Source organism: Aliterella sp. E5.1 (assembly GCF_057473825.1).
The window spans coordinates 1-19,049 of record NZ_JBYCCV010000077.1 but is presented as its reverse complement, the minus strand read 5'-3'; the positions used below and the strand labels follow the sequence as shown (position 1 = coordinate 19,049).

Genomic DNA, 19,049 nt, shown 5'->3' with positions numbered 1-19,049 from the left:
GAGCGGCTCGAGCTCGGAGCTGGTGTTTGAGGCCTTGCCGCAAGACGACCCGAGGCAGCGCCGTCCTGACCTCAGCTTAGCCAAGGAGACGCTGGCTTGGGAACCCAAGGTGACGCTCGAGGAGGGGTTAATGCCTACCATCGCCTACTTCGAGACGCTGCTCAGTAGCAAGCACCCACCTGAAGCTTTCCCCTTGGTTCGCCGCTAATGGTGAGGGGCGCATTTGGCCGCAGTACAAAGATATTGGAGAAGCTAAAGACAGCGTCATCTTCTGTATCTTCTGTTGTTGCACTTCTTGCTGTTGTCATTCTCTTTACCCCATCGTTGGGGGTTACTCTCGGCCTTCCAAGGGAACGCATTTCTATTCTTGTTTTTGCTGTGCTTACGTGCTTAGCGCTCTATAGATCGAGCCGGCCGTACGGACCTGCCATACCCAAGACTGTTGTCCTATACACTGCCCTTGCCACGGTTCTCTTTTGGTGGCTGATGATAACCTCGCTCTGGACGGTGTCCCAGACTCAGGTTCGAGATGACCTGGGCTTTGTCTTGGTGCTTATTACGGTGGTCCTGGCGTTAACCTTTTCGTTCACATCCAAAAGCATCCAGAAAGTGCTTTTCTATACCTGTCTGGCAAGCTCTGTACTTGGCGTCTATATTCTTGGCGGCTATCTCGTGGATGAAAATTTTGCCGGGGATACAGGCGTTTTGAGAAGATCTTATTTAACCATAGCCATGGCCATCGGCATCGGTGCCGTTGGCGCAAGCTTGCAATTTGTCGCCTTGATGCATGCTTCAAAAAAGGCAAAGTGGTTATGGGGGGCGGCAGCACTGCTGTTGCTGGTCGCCCTGTCTTTGTCGCTGGCTCGAGGGGCGCTCATTTCGGGCGTCGCGGTCATCTCGCTCTTTACCCTCGCCATACTTTTGAGCAATCCTCCGCGGCTAAGCTCGCGAAGGTGGCTAGACAGGGTACTGGGCATGCTCTTACTTCTAGCGGCGCTATCGTTGACGGTTTTTCTGGCCTTTCAGGTGGAGTTTAGCCGGGTCAGGCTCGAAGAGCTGTTATCAGGCGAGATCGGACTACGCCGTGTTATCTGGGAAACGGCTCTCTCCAATTTGGGAGGGGCGGGCCTCATTGGCCACGGTCTGGGAAGCAATGGTCTCTTTTCGGAAATGGTGGAGTCGGGCTATCCTCATAATCTCTTTTTGCAGGTCTGGTTGGACGCCGGGCTTATCGGCGTGCTGTTGTTGCTTTTTATAGCCCTTTTGCCCTTTCTCCTGCTCATTTTGAAGCTGCTGCGCCGGCAGCATGGCGGCGGGCTTTCTTGGTTGCCTTTTCTTGGCATTTACTTGTTTTTACTCCTCGAGTACTCCAAGTCCTTTAACTTTTATACCGCAAGACCGCTATTTATTTTTGGAATCTGCGCGGTGTGGCTGTTAAGCGGCGACAGCTATGAAAGCAACTATATAAGCAAGCGTGACGGGCCGCGAGAGGACGTGAAAGCTAACCAGCTTTAGCGGGCCGTCGCCCTAGCTCGCTGCCCCACAAAAGAGTTTTACTGGTGTGACCCCAAGCGGACATAGTAGGGCATAGAGGTGTAGCGGCAGCGGAAGCCGGGAAAAGAGAAGCTTGGCGCCACCCTTGATGCGACTACTTCGTCACAGACAGTGTGAGCAGAGTGTAATACCCTTGACCTTGTGCTCAAACACCGCCTGCTCACGTTGTGCCTGGCCTCCTTAATTACCCTCGGCCTTAGCTTAGCTCTGGCTGCCGACCTGGTCTTCAACCGTCTGCTATCGTTTAGCCTCACCCTGCAGCCCATCATCGGCCTCAGCCCAGAATTGCCCGCCGACCTCGTGCTGATTAACATAGCGGACACGAACTCGGCCTATGACAACTATCCTCGCGTCCTCAGCGTGGTCGAGCGTATCGGCAAGGAGCATGAAGGTACCCCTACCTATATCCTCTTTAACGGCAACCTGTTCGGTCGTAACAATATCGTGGCTTCACGTTCAGAGGGCGAAATCGACTGGGCTTTTTTAAAGGCTTTACAGGCCCAGGCGCCGGTCATCTTTAATATTGGTGCTCGAGACTTTGACTTTATAGCCCCGGAAGCATTTGTCCGTGAGGCTGACGCTTTTGGCGTCACGGTGATTAGTAATATTAACGACAGTGCAGGCGGCAAACCTATTGCGCCAGCGCTTAAGACGCTTGAGGTGGGTGAAGTGCAGGCTGATATTGTTGGCTTAGCTCGGCCTTTGATCACTATCTACCGCGAAGCGGTGCGCCCGGGTTTACAGTTGCCCGACCCCCTCAATTGGCTTGAAAGCAACTACCCTTTGCTCACTGCACCCGGTCGTTGGTCGGTGCTGTTAAGCCAAGCTGGATTGGGGCCTGACCGTCAAATGCTGGAAATTGTACCTAGGGGTACGTTGGTCGTCGGTGGCAATGCACAGCTAGTGTTCCGTAGTGGGGGAGGACGGGGTGGCAAGGTCTACATGCATAATGGCTTTAATGCTGAAAGGGTCAACGTTACGCGAGTATCCTTTGTGCGCGACAGCGTTTTTATGGAGTTTGACGATTATTTTATAGACGACGCGACGCCAGCGGACGGTAAATTACAACTGCTCGTTGAGAGGGTGAGGGAAGACCATTTAAGGCCTGAGGATCTGCGCATCGTCGGTACGGTAAATCGTGATTACAGCGTGGAGGAGGCTGCGCACTGGGCAGTGGAAAGCTTACGAGAAGTTAGTGGTGCCGATGTGGCAATTCTTAATAACGACGTTTTTAGAGCCGGTTTGCGCAGCGGGCTACTTCTCAGCTACCGCTTTGATGAGTTTTTCCCATTTGATAGTAGGGTTGCAATCGCCACGGTAGACGGGGCAACTCTAAAAACTATTCTTGCCCATGCGAATTTAACAGCTTCCTCGCGAGTAAGGCAAACCAGGTTCAGTTTTATTTATGCCAGCGATATTAGTCCTCACGAGGGTGAGTTCTACACACTCGTAACTTCTCAACTACTAGCGAACCATGCTAGTGCGCTGCTCGGAGAAGCGGCGGCGGGAATTGATTTTGAAATTATGCCAGAGACAACGGTCAAATCCTTGCTGAGAGAGGCGCTCGAGCCTCAAATAGCCAGGCTAAACAAATAACGTTAAGAGCCTTCTATCGTCTTAAGCCACTCCTTAGGCCATTCATTGTTTTGTGCTGAAGCTATCTGGCTATTTCGGGCCATAAAGTAAAGAATGTGATCAACCGGCCACTTAGCTAAGGCGTTATCCCTTCTTATACAAAGCCGGGTCTTTTGCTCTTCAACTTGAGACGTCACATGGCATCCTCTCTCTGCTGAAGCACAGGATTGATATCCTGCTTCAAATACAGTTTTGGCTTGAGACGGGCCAAAATAAAAAAAGCGCCCAAAGGGCCAAGCAAAGTGGGTGACACCGCCAATTTTTTTTGTGAGCAGTTCAAACGATTTTGTGATCTCTTCTTGTACTTGCTGCTTACTTAGTTGAGCCAGGTTTCGGTGAGTGACAGTGTGACCTCCAATTTCATGACCCTCTTTCAAAAGTGTCTCGACATCGTTCCAAGACAAGAACTCCGTTGGGGGCATTTCAAGCTTGTGAGAGCAAAACTCTTTGATCTTGAAATAATCAGTTTCGCCGATCATCGGTGGACATATAAAGAAACATGCCTTTATGCCAAACTCACTCATTATCTGAGCAGCGCTCACGTTGCTCTTTAGCCCATCATCAAAACTAAAGGCGATATAGGGTGCGTCAATATCCCCATTCCAGAGCTTGGCTACGGCTTCAGAGTAGCTTATAAAACGATGTTCACGGCTTAGTATTTCAAGCAGCTTGCGAAATGAAGCTTTTTCATCTTCAAATACGTAATGCAGGTACAAAAACTGAATACGGTTCTTCTTTAGTAAAGGCGACATTTGACCCGACACCTTATAAAAGGATGCCAGAGAAGATAAAGCCAGATGTCTAGCTACGCCGCGAGCATTAGCAGAATGTACCTGTTTATACTGGGTGGCATACCCATTAAGTTTCATTAGACTCCCTCATATCATTTCTAACCCTACGCTGGCTTCGCTGATTGGCAATGTGTATTAAGCCACTCCTCGAAAGACATTGCACTAGCATAATCAGGTTGTGCCCCACACTATATCTGAAGCTATAGCGGCTTAAGCCCTGAGGCCTAAATCTTATACCACACGGGGCAGGTGTAATGACAGCTAAGCTTTACACATAGAGGAGAAAGTCTTGTCCAACACGGAGAGATATACTATTCGCGCTTTTAAACTGCAAGATAAACCTGCGCTGTTTAGCCTAATGTTTGAGATTTGGCCTCATGCGTCACCAGCATTGCTTGAAAATCGCTGGTGGTGGAATTACGATCCTGCACCCATCTTGTTAGTAATAGACAATGAAGTTGACGCTTTAGTAGGCATGTGTGCCTTTATTCCTTTTCAGCTTTACCATCAAGGTTCCAACTACTCGAGCGCCTGGTATGTAGATTTTTACCTTTTGCCTGCGCACCAGCGACAAGGGTTAGGTACACGCCTCACCAAAGAAATCAGCAACAGATATGAAATAGTGGCGTCATTGAGTCAGAGCGATGCGGCCTGGGCTACACTTAGGCGACAGGGGTGGCACGAAAGGTCCTACGCCCCTCTCTTTTTAAGCCCCTGGCTGAGCTTAATGCGGCCGTTTAGTTGGATACTACCGCCTGCTCAAGGAAAGAACGGTTTCGAGATTACTATTCACGAATCATCTAGCTGGCAGTTTGACAAGAGCTTTGACGACTTATGGTTGCGTTCGTGTGAAACCGTTGCGCCGAGTGCTGTCCGAGACGCTTCTGCCCTTCAGCAGCGGTACGCAAATGATACAAAAAGACATTATATCATTTTAAAATGTACAAATCAGGCTGTCCTCGTTGGCTATATGATTCTCCGAATACTTCCTCCACATAGCTTTAAGGCATTATCAAAGTTTCGTATCGGACTTATTGTTGACTATCTAGTGGACGATAATCCATTGGTCTTCCCGCAACTGCTGAGTACTGCTACATCATGGTTTGCAAAAAGCGGTGTGCCTCTTATGCTTTGTATATCAAATCGACAGGCCGATCAGACTCGACTCCGCAGACGAGGCTTTATTAATCCGGAGACACCGTTCATTGGAAGAAAACTTCAGAACCTTGCTGTCGGCTTCACCTTTGTGTCTTCTAGTGGTCAAAGCTCACTGGGTGAACAACCCTGGCACCTCACCCTTGGAGACTGCGATGTGGATCTGATTTGGGGAAGTGAGCATCTCAACGTGACTACTCCAGAGGGTTAGACTTCTCAAAGTCATATATTACCTTGTGTAGCGGCCAGTTAAAAAGTGTGACGAAAATAATTGTGAAGTTTAGACACCTACACTATAATCAAAATATGCTACAAACCAGCAACTACTTCATATAATGACTCTCCCATCCCTGAACAAGCTTAGCCCTCATATGCAAGAGATTGCACGTGGGGCATCCATTGCTTTTATCCTACAAACTACTGCTGTTGGATTAAGCTTCGTTTTTAATGTGATCCTGGCCCGCCTTTTAGGTGCTGAGGGTGCAGGTATGTATTTTCTGGCTTTAACAGTCACGACTATAGCAGCAGTTTTTGGTCGGGTAGGATTGGATAACAGCCTACTGCGTTTCGTTGCTGCTAATGCTGCTATAGGGAACTGGAAAGCTGTTAAGGGCGTTTATCAAAAGGGTATAAGATTCGCCCTCTTTACCTCTGCAAGTACAACTTTAATCGTTATTCTAATTGCACCATGGTTAGCAACTACTGTATTTTCTGAACCAGAATTGACCGTCTCTATTCGGTGGATGGCTTTAGCTATCGTTCCTACGGCACTCTTTACACTTTATGCCCAGTTACTGAAGGGGCTTAAACGTATTCGAGATTCAGTCTCCGTTCAAAGTTTCTGGTTGCCGGCTTTTTCTGTTCTTGGGGTCATTGTGTTAACCCCTATATGGGGTTTACAAGGAGCAGTTTTGACATACATGCTTGCTGCCACTGTTACTCTGCTAATTGGCCTATGGTGGTGGTTTCAAGCCACACCTCAACTGAGAGGTCTAACCCAACAGTTTAGTACAGCTCAGTTAATCAGCAGCAGTATGCCCCTGTTTTGGATGTCCACTTTTCAATTAGTCATTCTTTGGTCCTCAACCTTCATGCTAGGCATTTGGAAAAGCAACGAAGAGGTGGGCATTTTTGGGGTAGCCAACCGGACGGCCTTACTTATTACCCTCATTCTTGTCGCGGTAAACAGTATTGCTGCTCCTAAGTTTGCTGCTCTGCACAGCCAAGGGGATATAGGATCCTTAGAAAACACTGCTAGGGGATCTGCTAAATTGATGGCCTTATTGGCTAGTCCGATCTTGATCCTTTTTGTATTAATGCCGGGGTGGGTCATGGGACTATTTGGAGAACAATTCACCTCCGGTTTGACAGCGTTACAGATATTGTCGGTAGGTCAGTATATTAATGTAGTAACCGGATCGGTCGGATTTTTGCTTATGATGTGCGGATATGAGCACCTGATGCGAAACAACATGGCCTTATGTGCAATAATTATAGTTGTTTTAAATGTTCTTCTTATACCTCCTTTTGGAGTAACTGGGGCAGCAGTAGCATCAGCAGTTACGCTTGTTTTACAAAATCTAATAGCAGCAGGTCATGTCTGGAAGCAACTCGGAATATGGACTATTCCACTATTCAAGATTGGGAGGAAGTAATTACCTTGCCGTTACCTACGTTCATTATTGGGGGGGCTGCCAAATGTGGTAGCACGGCCCTTTGGGGTTACTTAGATGAACACCCAGAAGTTTGCATGAGCCGTATCAAAGAACCTGTATTTTTTACTCAAATAGTAGATGAACCGGACAAAGGAATTATAAAACCAGGGGTAAAGGGCGTGGCCACCTTTAAAAAAGGGCTAGATGAATATCTGAAGCTTTTTGCCACTTGTGATCAAGCAAGAGCTATAGGCGAAGCCTCAACTCACTACTTTAGTGCTCCTGACTCCGCTGTCCTTATTAAAAAATTTATTCCCGAGGTCCGTTTAATTTTTCTTCTAAGAGATCCCGTGGAACGACTCTATTCCCATTACTGGGAAGATTATAAAGGCGGATGGAATTTTCCACCTTTTGAGAAAATGGTAAAAGATAATCACTTAGCTCTAAGTTACTATTGCTATGTCAGTCATTATAAAAACCATTTAGAAAGATTTTTTTCCTATCTTTCAGAAGAACAAGTATTAGTCTTACTTCATACAGATCTGAAGGAACATCCACAAGAAACGTTTCAGAAAGTGTGCCAATTTATTGACGTCAACCCAGGCTTTAATCCACCTTCGCTAGGGAAAACATTCAACCAGTATACTGTACCAAAAATTCGTTGGTTAGAAAAAGTTTCTAATGTAGCCAAAAGCTCTCAGTTTGCCCATACACTTCCAGTTAATATACGGCGATATTTTGGTTCTGCTAGCCGGTTTATGAGCAAGCTTAATTCTGTTCCTAATCACTATCCAAAAATGTCAAGTGATACTAGAGCTGAATTGGTCGAGCGCTATGAAGACGATATCTCTTATGTAGAAGAGCTACTAGCCAGAGACCTAAGCTCATGGCGAAAGTTCTGAACTGTTACGCCTCATTTTTGAACCAGCAAAGCTTGTAGGGCTTGAGGGAGAATTAACGGTAGGATAGCTTGTGATAAAACTTGATGCCTTGTATCTTCTGATACCTGATCTAGGCTACTAACCTATGGTGCTAGTGAACGGTTAAGCCATTATGGCTTTTAACTTATGTTCATAAGGCATTCTACCCTAAAGGATGGTTTTTTTCTTACGGATTTTAAGCTTCGGTGTTCACGGTAGCACTTTGTCGGGTACTAAGTGCTCAGGCTATGCGCTAGTACCGAATATTATGCAGATAGGATAGGCTTCAATGAATATTTATGAACAGAAACTAGCACCAATGGTTATTAGTGGCAATGGGACGCTGGTGGTACGCTCCTTTTGATATAGAAGGTAGGGAGGTACGCGTAGTGCTAAGCATGCCGCATCAAAGTGTGTTGTTTCAGCTTAACGATGTACGACTCTGTAAAGGGAGCAAAGGAGTTTTGGATGTCTAGACAATCGATAGAAAAATTGCGAATTCTGATATTAATCACGATGTTCACCATGCTGCTTTTAGTAGAAAACGGACGAGGTTTATACTACATAAGTACTATTGGAATATGCCTGAATCTTCTGCTGCATACCTTTCAACGTCCCGCGTTTTTTCGGCTAATTATGGTATGGCAAGTGGGATTCATCTTGTTCATAGGTTTAGATGGGCTACTTGATTATCAAGCCATTATCTATGAAGTGCAAGAGAGCGCAGTGCAGATAGCCTCAAAATACTTAAATCTTGCTAATGCTGCCGTGTTGCTTGGGCACGCACTTATTTTCCGTGAACGTGGCTTTAGGCAGGTGCCATGGTATGTCACCGCAAGGTTATCTTCAAGTCCTTGGTTGCCATGGTTCTTGGTGCTCCTTTATATTATATTTCTTTCTCAAATCGCGCCGTTCGCTTTAGCAGTTGCCACGCAAGGACGTCAGTTTGTTCTTGGTGGTGAAGGTTTGGTAGTAAGGAATATAGACGATGCAATATTTTATAACTTAGCAATCGTTATTGGTATTATGTTACCAACACTTATTGCTTATTACTTGCTATGGATAAAACGCAAGTATCTGGTGTTGAAGCCGGGGCTAGTAGAATTAGGTCCTGTTTCACTATCCTTCATACTCAGTATGCCTATTTTTGTAATGCAGGTTTTTACCGGCAATCGGTTTCCTTTACTCTTAGCAACAATTGGTCTGTTTGTTCTTATATATGCCCGAAATCCCTTCAACTTAAAAACGCTGAAGCGGCTCCTCATGAGTCTAGCAGTTCTATTCTTGCTGACTGTTTTCATGTACCAGTTTCGTGCTTCCGGGGTCGATAGCTTTGAATTTGAAAATGTTGTAGACTCCTTAGAATTCCGAAGCGTGGTAACCTCGGAAGGTGTAGTCAAGTTTATGGCAAGGATGGTTGACTACTTCCCGTATCACGGTTATGAGTATGGTTCTGTTCATGGCGCGATGCTGCTCTTTTGGATTCCAAGAACTCTCTGGGAAGATAAACCTACGCAACTTGGATATTGGTTTCCCCGTTCTTATGGGTTGACTGGTTTTAGTGGGCAGCACTCCATAGCAGCCTCATTTGCAGATCTTGCGTATGCGGATTTCGGTTTTATCGGTGGTATTCTTCTTATGCTGCTAGGAGGAATTGGTCTAGGATTTATAGAGCGATGGAGTGCTAAAATCATCTCACTTCAAGGTCATCCCTACATAGTCATAGTGGCAGTTCTATATGGACTAATATTTTTTGCTGTTCGTCAAGTTTCAACAGTCTACATTTTGCTTCTAGGTGCTCTCGCTCTAAATTATGTTTTTCTTGGCTTACTCAATTTACGCAGGGTATATAGTGTGAAAGGTAAAAAGTTGAAAAAGCTCAATTTAATCAGTAAAATTATACTACTAAAATAATGGCAACTATACTTTGACTTGGACATCGTTAGTTGGATTCAAGGAAAGTGTAAAGGCTCTTAACGAAAGGTTTTGATTAATAGTCGGAGTATTACTGCAAGTAGGCGATTCTATAGACGAGGCGAGGGGTTGATGTGGGAGAAACGATTTTGGTGACAGGAGGCGCTGGTTATATTGGCAGCCACGTGGTGCGCCAGCTTAGTGAAGCGGGGCATGAGGTGGTGGTATTTGATAACCTCTCTACCGGCTTCGCGGAAGCTTTGATCTACGGTGAAAAGCTGATGATTGGAGATTTATCAGATCGATCCCAGCTAGCTTTAGCCTTTAAGACGTTTAATATTCAGGCGGTGCTGCACTTTGCCGCCTCTATTGTAGCGCCTGAATCAGTGATGTACCCATTGCAATACTATGGCAATAACACCGTCAACACATTTAATGTAATAGATGCTTGCATACGTCATGGTATTGAGAAGTTTGTGTTTTCCAGTACAGCAGCGGTGTATGGTGAGATTGAGATGGGCGTTGCTTCGGAAGAAAGTCTGGCTAAGCCGCTCAACCCATATGGTTCATCTAAGTTGATGAGTGAGTGGATATTACGAGATGCGGCAAATGCTCACGGCTTGGGTTACGTTGTGTTGCGTTACTTTAATGTTGCAGGGGCAGATCCTGACTTGCGCATGGGCCAGCGCACCCCACAGGCCACTCATTTAATCAAGGTATGTTGCCAAGCGGCTTTAGGATTGAGGGAGGCGGTTACGATTTATGGTACGGACTATCTAACCTCAGACGGAACAGGGGTACGAGACTATATCCATATTGAAGACCTAGCCTCTGCCCACCTCGCAGCACTGGACTATCTTGCTCAAGGGAAGCTTCCTATTACGCTTAACGTAGGTTACGGTCGTGGCAGTAGCGTTCGGGAGGTTATTGACACAGTCAAAAAGATTTCCAAGGTGGATTTCCCCGTATTGGAGTCTGCACGTCGTCCGGGTGACCCTGCAATGCTAGTAGCCAAAGCTGATCGCATCCGCGAGACCTTTAGCTGGTTGCCCCAATATGCGGATCTAGAGAGGATTGTCTTAGATACTTGGCGATGGGAATCCAAGCTTGCTGCTATTGCCAGATAAAGGTTCTTGGACTTGAGTATTCTTATATTAGGTGGAGCTATAGATGCGAATAGGAATTGATGCTTCTAATCTTCGGGCAGGTGGAGGTGTTACACATATCTCCGAGCTTTTACATGCTGCTAATCCTGCAGAACACGGTATTGATCAAGTAACCGTGTGGGGAGGAGAGCAAACTTTGAAGCGCTTGCCGCTCAGTGAATCTTGGCTTAACCTGGTTCATGAACCGTTGCTAGATAGATCATTGCCGTTGCGCTTATATTGGCAAAGGGAAAAACTTTCAAAATTGGCTGAACAGGCTTGTGACCTTTTGTTTGTTCCAGGTGGGCTTTATCTGGGAAGTTTTAAGCCTATGGTTACAATGTCTCAAAATATGTTGCCTTTCGAAGCTCATGAGATGGGCCGTTATGGTCTATCGGCGATGTTTACCCGAATGGCTCTATTGAGAGTCGGACAAACAAGAAGTTTCCAAAACGCAGATGGTATCGTTTTTCTCACCGAATATGCACGTTCCACAATACTAAATCAAATCAAGACCTTCAAAGGCAAGACCAGAATCATTTCTCATGGTATAGATAATCGTTTTTGTCAAGAACCTCGTGTACAACTTCCTATCAGCAACTACTCTTTTGCCACTCCATTTCGATTGACGTATGTCTCGACTGTAGATGTCTACAAACATCAGTGGTATGTGGCGGAAGCAGTGGCAAATCTTCGTAAGGAGGGAATCCCTTTAAGTTTGGATTTAATAGGTTCGGCTTATCCTCCAGCCTTACGACGTTTGCAGGCAGTCACCAAACAAATCGATCCCACAGGAGACTTTATTCACTATCACGGACTTGTTCCATACGAGAAACTTGATGCTTTTTATCGTCAGGCGGATGGACTTGTGTACGCTTCTAGTTGTGAGAACATGCCTATAATTCTTATGGAAATGATGGCTTCTGGCCTTGCAATTGCCTGCTCTCGACGTGGTCCTATGCCCGAAGTATTAGGAAACGCTGGGGTTTATTTTGATCCCGAGTCGCCCGTTGACATTGCCAACGCTTTACGAGTCTTAGTTCAGAAACCCAAGTTGCGCGAGCAGTGTGCTGTGTCAGCCTTTGAACGTGCGCAAGTATATTCTTGGAAACGTTGCGCTCGCGAAACGTTTTCATTTCTAAACTATGTTGGGCAACATAGTGTGATTAACTGACATCCCGACTCCCACCTGAAGGGCCTCTTGATAGTGGGACTGCGCAGTTCCAGAAGCGTTTTCAGCTCCTGTTTGAGGTTCATAGTAAGGACGCGGGTGGTGCTTTGAGTAATCAGGAGCAAGTGGCCATCTGGAAATTTCTCGAATACCCACCTAGCAGTTGGTCTCTGGGTGGGTTTGCCTTTCTGGTCTGGCACCGTTGCCTCATGTAAGGTGAGGGTTGCGGATGCGATGCTCTAGAGAAGCATAAATCGGCAGGCATAAAGTCATCATAAGCAGCGCCATCACCTGCTCAACCTTATTTCCGAAACAATTCTAAATTGGGACGCTGGTGGCACGTTTCCTTTGGTACATAAGGTGTGGAGGTGCACGTAGTGAAGGACCAGCCACAGCAAAATGCACCGTTTCAGCCTAGAGTTGCCCTTTTCGAACTGCTCGAGGGGGAAAGCAGGCGCTGGAGGGCGATGTGCATATTCTGATTTTTACTCAATACTTCTGGCCGGAAGATTTTCGCATCAATGATTTAGCCATAGGACTAAAGGAAAAAGGTTATGAAGTAACCGTTCTAACTGGAATACCAAACTATCCGGATGGTCGTTTCTTCCGGGAATATGGGTTGTTTAAGCGAAGGGTTGAAGATTATCACGGCATAAAAGTAGTGCGGGTTCCCTTGGTGCCGCGTGGTAAAGGTGGAGGGATTCGCTTGACCATGAACTACTTCTCCTTTGCACTTCTTGCAAGTCTCTTTGCGCCCTTTTTGGGTCATGGCAAATTTGATTTGATTTTTGTCTATGAGCCTTCACCCATAACGGTTGGTTTGCCTGCCGTGGTGCTAAAAAGCCTGAGTTCGGCACCGCTTATGTTCTGGGTACAAGATCTTTGGCCGGAGAGCCTTTCGGCCACTGGGGCCGTAAATTCTAAGAGAATCTTAAAAATAGTAGAGAAAATGGTCACCTTCATTTACCGGAGGTGTGACCGGATCTTGGTGCAGTCGCGCGCGTTTTTTTCTCCTATCGAGAGCCTCGGCGGAGATCCCAGCCGCATTATGTATTTCCCAAATAGCGCGGAAGAACTGTATCAACCAGTGGTCGTGGGAGCGGATGCTCCCGAACGTACCAGTATGCCTGATGGTTTTCGGGTTGTATTTGCCGGTAATGTGGGCGCCAGCCAAGATTTTGGCACCATTTTGGCTGCGGCTGAACGTCTCAAAAACTATCCGAACATCCACTGGGTCATTATTGGTGATGGCCGAATGCGCTCGTGGGTGGAAGCACAGGTAGAGGAGCGGGGCTTAACACAAACCGTGCATCTTCTCGGCAGGCATCCGGTGCAAGCCATGCCGCGTTATTTCTCACTTGCCGATGCTTTGCTGGTAACGTTAAAGCGGGACCCGATTTTTGAACTCACAATTCCTTCAAAGGTGCAGTCGTATCTGGCCTGTGCCAGACCGGTCATTGCTGCACTAGATGGCGAGGGGGCGCGAGTTATTGCTGAAGCGGAGGCTGGTTTTTCCTGTCCTGCAGAGGCGCCGCAAGCATTAGCAGAAGCAGTGCTGGCCATGTACCACACACCCGAAGAGGAGCGCCGGCGCATGGGACTTCGCGGCAGGCGTTACTTTGAGGAGCACTTTGAGCGGAACATGTTGCTTGATCGTTTGGACGAGTGGATATGGGAATTACGCAGGGAAGTAGGGTATGTCAGAAAGTTGCGAAAGGAGGTAGGGTAGTGCGCATCTTAATTTTGGGCGGGGACGGCATGCTTGGTCACCAGCTCCTTAAGCATCTGCAGCCCTGTCATGACGTGCGGGTAACGTTGCGCCAGGATTTGGCTGCCTATGCAGCGTTTGGGCTGTTTAATAGAGAGAACGCCTTTACTGGTATCGATGTCCGCTCTTTGGGCCGTCTTACCGAGGTCATGGCTGACTTTAGCCCACAGGCGGTGGTAAACGGGGTTGGCATCGTCAAGCAGCGCTCGAGTGCCAAGGAGAGCATTCCTAGCTTAGAAATCAATGCCTTGCTCCCCCACCGGCTTGCTGTTCTTTGTAAGGCCGTTGGCGCACGCCTGGTGCATATGAGTACGGACTGTGTTTTCTCCGGAAAAAAGGGGAACTACCAGGAGACCGATCCTTCTGACGCAGAAGATTTGTATGGCAAGAGCAAGTTTTTGGGTGAGGTTCATGATGCTCACTGTGTGACGCTGCGAACCTCGATTATCGGCAGGGAGCTTTCGCGCAAGAAGAGCCTGTTGGAATGGTTGCTGGCCCAAGACGGCACGGTGCGAGGATTTAAGAACGCCATCTTTTCTGGTTTCACCACCTTGGAAATGAGCCGCATCATCGAAAGGTTGCTGGTCAACCATCCTGAGGCAGCGGGACTTTACCAGGTTTCCAGCGAACCCATCGACAAGTTCGCACTGCTCAAGCTGATTAAAGAAACGCTGCAATTAGACGTTGATATTACTCCCGATGAAACATTTCACTGTGACCGCAGCCTCGACTCTAGCAGGTTCCGCCGCGAATTCAACTACAGCCCACCGACTTGGCAAGCCATGATTAGAAAACTGAGTCAAGACTTTGTACAAGACTTTATGGAGGAAAAGCGATGATTCTTGAGGGAAAGCGAATTTTGGTGACCGGCGGCACCGGCTCGATGGGCAAAACCTTTGTGCGCCGGGTGCTAAGCGGTGAACTGGGGACGCCGAAAAAGATCATTGTCTTGTCCAGAGATGAAGCCAAGCAGCACGACATGCGGGTATCCTATCTCCACAAACTGGTAGCTACCGATGAGGTCATCTACCGCAACTTTATGAACGTGCTCGAGTTTAGGATCGGCGATGTGCGCAGTTATGCCGACGTCTGTTCGGCGGTAAAAAGTGCCGATATCGTGGTTAATGCGGCGGCCTTAAAACAGGTTCCCGCCTGCGAGTACTTCCCGACTCAGGCGGTGCTGACCAACTGTATTGGCGCTGCCAATATTGTGCGCGCCATCGAGGAAAATGACTATGAGGTTGATACGGTGGTTGCCATCAGCACTGACAAGGCGTGTAAGCCTGTCAACGTGATGGGGATGACCAAGTCTGTTCAGGAGCGAATCATTACCGCAGCAAATGTTTTAAACCCTCAAACCCGTTTCATCTGCGTGCGCTACGGCAACGTGCTGGCGTCGCGTGGCTCGGTAATCCCGCTCTTTCACGAGCAGATTCGAAATGGCGGCCCAGTGACCCTTACCGTTCCCGAGATGACCCGTTTCCTCCTCAGTTTGAACCAGGCGGTAGATACCGTATTTGCAGCGCTGGAAGGGGCTAGGCGTGGCGAAACCTATGTACCCAACGCACCTTCGGCAACCGTCCTCAACATTGCCCTGACCTTGATTGGTGGGCGCGGCATCAAGATAAACATTACCGGCATCCGGCCGGGTGAAAAGATGCACGAGATTATGGTTTCAGAAGAAGAAGCCAATCACTGCGTGAAACGCGGTGCCTACTATGCTATCCGGCCCATGCTGCCCGAACTGACTAACGGGGGTGAGCAAGAGCCCAACGCCCTGAGTAAAGAGTTTAGCTCAGCAGATACGGTGCTTGACCTGGCTGGCACCCGCGCCTTGCTGGAAAAGCACAGCCTGATGGTCGAGGATGTGATGCCACAGGTGAGAGAGTTGGAGTTGCTGCGCTAGCGTAACTGAGAGGAATAGACCGTGACGATAAAGGTCATGACCATTGTAGGCACGCGCCCGGAGATTATCAAGCTTTGTCGGGTTATCCACGAATTGGACCGCTACGTCCACCACAGCTTGGTGCACTCTGGGCAAAACTACGACTACGAGCTCAACGAGATATTCTTTCAAGAGCTGGCGATTAGAAGACCCGACCACTTTTTAGAGGCCGCCGGAGGCAGGGTTGCAGAGACTATCGGCAACGTGATCGCCAGATCCGATGAGGTCATCGAGAGGGAACAACCGGACGCGGTGCTGCTGTTGGGTGACACCAACAGCTGTCTTGCCGCCATCTCGGCGAAGCGGCGTAAGGTGCCGGTGTTTCACATGGAAGCGGGCAACCGCTGCTTTGACCAAAGGGTGCCTGAAGAGATCAACCGCAAAATTGTGGACCACCTGAGCGACATCAACATGACCTACACTGAACACGCGCGCCGCTACCTCCTAGCCGAAGGGATAAAGCCTGAAACGGTCATTAAAACCGGCTCTCCAATGAAAGAGGTTTTGGAATATTACCAGCCGCAGATAGCAGCGTCGGACGCGCTTGAACGGTTGCAGCTTGTACCAGGGGGTTATTTTGTCGTCAGCGCCCACCGCGAGGAAAATGTTGACAACGAGGCAAACTTCGCCAATCTACTAAGATCGTTAAACGCCATTGCCCAAAGGTACGGCAAAGCCGTCATCGTTTCAACCCATCCGCGCACCCGCAAAAGGCTCGAGACAGGGCAGACGGGTCATCTTGACCGCCGCATCCGCCTGTTAAAGCCCCTCGGGTTCTTTGACTACATCAAGCTGCAGATGAACGCTTTTTGTGTCATCTCGGACAGCGGTACGATCACCGAAGAATCCTCCATTTTGGACTTCCCGGCGGTAACCATCCGGCAGGTCCATGAGCGGCCGGAAGGAATGGACGAAGGGACGCTCATCATGTGCGGCCTCGAGGCGGAGGGAATCATGGCGTCCATTGATATCGTCACTGCCCAGCGTGCTAGCGGCATCCGGCAATTTACGCTCGTGCCTGACTACGATACGACAAACGTTTCAAAAAAAGTCCTTCGCATTATCATGAGCTACACCGACTACGTGAACCGCACGGTGTGGCAAAAATGAGTTTGTTTGTGGTAAGCCGAGGTTCTTCATGCAGCACCTCGAAGAGTTGGCTTTTGTTGTGTTTAGAACGGAGATGGGCAACGTGCGTATTTTAGTTACCGGAGCAAACGGGTTTGTAGGTCGGCGTCTTTGTTCAACGCTGTTGGCCGCTCGTTATGAGGTTAGGGCGGTGGTCAGGCGGATAGATGCTGTGGCCACCTTGCCTGAGGGTGTAGAGCCTCTGGTAATCGCCACGCTGGACGAAACTACGGAATGGCGTCCGTCGCTCACTGCCGTGGATGCGGTCGTTCATCTCGTCGCCAGAACCCACGTGCTTGACGACAAGGCGGCTGATCCGCTGAGTGAATATAGAGCCGTCAACGTAAAGGCAACGGAACGTTTGATCAAAGCTTCGGTAGAGGCTGGGGTCAAGCGTTTTGTGTTTATGAGCTCGATCAAAGCCGTCGGAGAAAATTCGAATGTTGCCTATACCGAGAGCGCCAAGCCTGAGCCGGAAGACGCCTACGGCGTCAGCAAACTAGAGGCAGAACAGCGGCTTTTTGACCTGGCAGCAAGCTCTACCTTGGAAGCCGTGGTGTTGAGGCCACCGCTCGTTTACGGGCCGGGCGTCAAGGCCAACTTCCTGAGATTGTTAAAAGCCCTAGACAAACGACTTCCGCTACCGCTGGGTTCTATCAAAAACGCGCGCAGCATGGCCTTCGTGGGCAACTTGGCTTCCGCCACCGTCGCCGCGCTAAGCCACCCGAACGCCGCTGGGGAAGTGTTTCATGTTGCCGACAATGAGGCGCTTTCTACTCGAGAGCTGCTCCTTCGCCTCGGGAAGCTCATGGGCCGTCCGGCACGCTTGCTGCCGGTGCCCGTAGGGATGCTCAAGCTGGGTGGCCGAGCGCTCAAAAAGCAAGGCGAGATAGAACGGCTGGTCGGCTCATTGCAAGTCGCTACCCAAAAGATTCAAACCAGCCTGGCTTGGTCGGCCCCGTACGCTGTTCACGAAGGGCTTGAAGAGACTGTGGACTGGTTTAAGTCGGTGTAGGGGCGTTCACAAGATAGAGGCGGTGCGGCTTAGGACGCTGCTGGGACACCCCTTTTGATACACAGGTTGATACCTTTGGGGTAGTCCACATGGGGTAGTCCAAAGGTTGCGGAGGTGGGCAAAGTGGAAGACCAAGAGCAGCAAGATGCTCCGTTTCAACCTGAGGCTAGGGTGGTTGCCGCCGCATATAGCGCAACCTGCTTAGGCGAGAGATCAGAAAGAAGGGCCTGACTGTGCCCACTGAACTTGTTCTCTTTATTGTCGCCTCCTTGGGGCTGAGCTACTGGTTGTCAGGAAGGCTACGAGGCTACGCTCAGAGCAGGAGTGTTCTTGATGTTTCTGATGAACGCGGCTCTCACCAAGCGGCAACCCTAGGGGATGGGAAAAATAATAGACGTCTCGAGGTGGAGCACCCAAGCACAAGACAAAAGTTGTGCATCGTGGTTTCAAGTGTTTTGCCTCTCCAGAACTTTTTGTTTGACCAGCTGTCCAGACTAAGCGAACGCTACGAGGTTCTTGTCGTAGCCAACACCGATGATGAGAACTTTTTAGTAAAACTCGGTCTTGATGTCGAGCTGGTGCCGGTACGAATAGAGCAGCGTTTTCATCTCCAAGACTTCGTTGCGCTGCTGACGCTACTAAGACTCTTTAAGGAAAACCGCTTTACCGCGGTTCATTCGTTTTCACCAAAAGGTGGCTTGTTGGCGATGGTGGCCTCTTCACTCGTGCGCGTTCCCGTGCGCATTCATACCTTTACGGGTCAGGTGTGGGTGACCCGTAAAGGCTTCGCGCAGAGGCTACTTAGAGGAGCAGATTGGCTCACTGGCTATTTGGCAACCCACGTTCTTGTCGACAGCCCATCACAAAGAGATTTTCTCATCAGGGAGAACATTATAGACGCCGGCAAATCGCGTGTCTTGGCCAAAGGGTCGATCAGCGGCGTGGACGTGAGGCGTTTTCGACCGGATGAGCTGGCGCGGGCCAGGATTCGAAGGGGCGAAAGGATCTCGGAGCTGGACTTCGTCTTTTTGTATATAGGAAGGCTGAGCAAAGACTCGCCGCGACGGGACGGCCGGGTCCGGTCCTCATCGATATCCCTAAAGACGTGCAACAAGCCGAGTTCACGGGCGACTGGGAAGCGGCACGCGACCTGCCCGGCTACACCCCCACCGTCAGCGCCGACCTAGCGGGCATCGCACGCGCCGCCGAGGTTGTCCGCCAAGCCCAAAGACCGCTGCTGATGGTGGGCGGCG

15 protein-coding genes and 2 pseudogenes are annotated in these 19,049 nt (G+C 49.0%); 15 read left to right on the top strand and 2 right to left on the bottom strand.

The window, feature by feature from the left end; translation table 11 throughout:
• The 3 genes and pseudogenes from AC2VE5_RS18945 to AC2VE5_RS18935 form a co-directional block, all read left to right on the top strand.
• A pseudogene (locus AC2VE5_RS18945) lies at positions 1–208 on the top strand (hypothetical protein); the annotation flags it as partial.
• A gap of 278 nt (positions 209–486) precedes the next feature.
• The gene (locus AC2VE5_RS18940; RefSeq protein WP_486889260.1) at positions 487–1,515 is read left to right on the top strand and encodes an O-antigen ligase family protein; all 1,029 of its coding nucleotides are present in this window, start codon (positions 487–489) and stop codon (positions 1,513–1,515) included.
• Between the two features lie 180 nt (positions 1,516–1,695).
• Positions 1,696–3,150 (top strand): bifunctional UDP-sugar hydrolase/5'-nucleotidase, encoded by a 1,455-nt coding sequence (locus AC2VE5_RS18935; protein ID WP_486889259.1) that lies wholly within the window; start codon positions 1,696–1,698, stop codon positions 3,148–3,150.
• A gap of 2 nt (positions 3,151–3,152) precedes the next feature.
• Here AC2VE5_RS18935 and AC2VE5_RS18930 read toward each other — a convergent pair whose 3' ends face one another.
• Positions 3,153–4,058, bottom strand: coding sequence for a polysaccharide deacetylase family protein (locus tag AC2VE5_RS18930; protein WP_486889258.1), 906 nt, complete (start codon positions 4,056–4,058; stop codon positions 3,153–3,155).
• A gap of 211 nt (positions 4,059–4,269) precedes the next feature.
• Between AC2VE5_RS18930 and AC2VE5_RS18925 the strand changes: the two genes are divergently transcribed.
• From AC2VE5_RS18925 to AC2VE5_RS18900, 6 genes are all read left to right on the top strand, one after another.
• The gene (locus AC2VE5_RS18925; protein ID WP_486889257.1) at positions 4,270–5,346 is read left to right on the top strand and encodes a GNAT family N-acetyltransferase; all 1,077 of its coding nucleotides are present in this window, start codon (positions 4,270–4,272) and stop codon (positions 5,344–5,346) included.
• Between the two features lie 160 nt (positions 5,347–5,506).
• Positions 5,507–6,790 carry a flippase gene (locus AC2VE5_RS18920; RefSeq protein ID WP_486889256.1) on the top strand — a complete coding sequence of 428 codons (1,284 nt, stop codon included), beginning with the start codon at positions 5,507–5,509 and terminating at the stop codon, positions 6,788–6,790.
• Positions 6,754–7,692, top strand: coding sequence for a sulfotransferase (locus AC2VE5_RS18915; RefSeq protein WP_486889255.1), 939 nt, complete (start codon positions 6,754–6,756; stop codon positions 7,690–7,692). Before AC2VE5_RS18920 ends, AC2VE5_RS18915 begins: the two co-directional genes overlap by 37 nt.
• A gap of 450 nt (positions 7,693–8,142) precedes the next feature.
• Positions 8,143–9,624, top strand: coding sequence for an oligosaccharide repeat unit polymerase (locus AC2VE5_RS18910; RefSeq protein ID WP_486889254.1), 1,482 nt, complete (start codon positions 8,143–8,145; stop codon positions 9,622–9,624).
• 134 nt (positions 9,625–9,758) lie between these two features.
• Complete coding sequence (gene galE / locus AC2VE5_RS18905; protein ID WP_486889253.1) at positions 9,759–10,751, top strand: UDP-glucose 4-epimerase GalE; 993 nt, start codon at positions 9,759–9,761, stop codon at positions 10,749–10,751.
• Positions 10,752–10,794: 43 nt separating this feature from the next.
• A complete protein-coding gene (locus tag AC2VE5_RS18900; protein ID WP_486889252.1) occupies positions 10,795–11,943 on the top strand; it encodes a glycosyltransferase family 4 protein in 1,149 nt (382 codons plus the stop codon).
• On the opposite strand, the pseudogene AC2VE5_RS18895 reads toward AC2VE5_RS18900, so the two are convergent.
• A pseudogene (locus AC2VE5_RS18895) lies at positions 11,908–12,252 on the bottom strand (hypothetical protein); the annotation flags it as partial. The gene AC2VE5_RS18900 and the pseudogene AC2VE5_RS18895 overlap by 36 nt on opposite strands.
• A 157-nt stretch (positions 12,253–12,409) precedes the next feature.
• Between AC2VE5_RS18895 and AC2VE5_RS18890 the strand changes: the two are divergent.
• The 6 genes from AC2VE5_RS18890 (at position 12,410) to AC2VE5_RS18865 (ending at position 18,983) form a co-directional block, all read left to right on the top strand.
• Positions 12,410–13,669 carry a glycosyltransferase family 4 protein gene (locus tag AC2VE5_RS18890; protein WP_486889251.1) on the top strand — a complete coding sequence of 420 codons (1,260 nt, stop codon included), beginning with the start codon at positions 12,410–12,412 and terminating at the stop codon, positions 13,667–13,669.
• Entirely contained in the window at positions 13,669–14,547 is an 879-nt protein-coding gene (locus AC2VE5_RS18885) for a dTDP-4-dehydrorhamnose reductase family protein (protein WP_486889250.1), read from the top strand. Before AC2VE5_RS18890 ends, AC2VE5_RS18885 begins: the two co-directional genes overlap by 1 nt.
• A complete protein-coding gene (locus AC2VE5_RS18880) occupies positions 14,544–15,614 on the top strand; it encodes a polysaccharide biosynthesis protein (RefSeq protein ID WP_486889249.1) in 1,071 nt (356 codons plus the stop codon). The genes AC2VE5_RS18885 and AC2VE5_RS18880 overlap by 4 nt, the downstream gene beginning before the upstream one ends.
• 36 nt (positions 15,615–15,650) lie before the next feature.
• Complete coding sequence (wecB, locus tag AC2VE5_RS18875) at positions 15,651–16,763, top strand: non-hydrolyzing UDP-N-acetylglucosamine 2-epimerase (protein WP_486889262.1); 1,113 nt, start codon at positions 15,651–15,653, stop codon at positions 16,761–16,763.
• A gap of 28 nt (positions 16,764–16,791) precedes the next feature.
• Positions 16,792–17,796, top strand: a complete 1,005-nt coding sequence (locus AC2VE5_RS18870; protein ID WP_486889248.1) for a UDP-glucose 4-epimerase family protein — start codon at positions 16,792–16,794, stop codon at positions 17,794–17,796.
• Positions 17,797–18,029: 233 nt separating this feature from the next.
• On the top strand, positions 18,030–18,983 hold the full coding sequence (locus tag AC2VE5_RS18865) for a glycosyltransferase (RefSeq protein WP_486889247.1): 954 nt from the start codon (positions 18,030–18,032) through the stop codon (positions 18,981–18,983).
• Positions 18,984–19,049: the final 66 nt, after the last annotated feature.

Coding starts and splice junctions, on each gene's coding strand:
- AC2VE5_RS18940 (WP_486889260.1), top strand. CDS start 487: ATGATAACCTCGCTCTGGACGGTGTCCCAGACTCAGGTTCGAGATGAC.
- AC2VE5_RS18930 (WP_486889258.1), bottom strand. CDS start 4,058: ATGAAACTTAATGGGTATGCCACCCAGTATAAACAGGTACATTCTGCT.
- AC2VE5_RS18920 (WP_486889256.1), top strand. CDS start 5,507: ATGCAAGAGATTGCACGTGGGGCATCCATTGCTTTTATCCTACAAACT.
- AC2VE5_RS18915 (WP_486889255.1), top strand. CDS start 6,754: ATGGACTATTCCACTATTCAAGATTGGGAGGAAGTAATTACCTTGCCG.
- AC2VE5_RS18910 (WP_486889254.1), top strand. CDS start 8,143: ATGTACGACTCTGTAAAGGGAGCAAAGGAGTTTTGGATGTCTAGACAA.
- AC2VE5_RS18900 (WP_486889252.1), top strand. CDS start 10,795: ATGCGAATAGGAATTGATGCTTCTAATCTTCGGGCAGGTGGAGGTGTT.
- AC2VE5_RS18880 (WP_486889249.1), top strand. CDS start 14,544: ATGATTCTTGAGGGAAAGCGAATTTTGGTGACCGGCGGCACCGGCTCG.
- wecB (WP_486889262.1), top strand. CDS start 15,651: ATGACCATTGTAGGCACGCGCCCGGAGATTATCAAGCTTTGTCGGGTT.
- AC2VE5_RS18870 (WP_486889248.1), top strand. CDS start 16,792: ATGCAGCACCTCGAAGAGTTGGCTTTTGTTGTGTTTAGAACGGAGATG.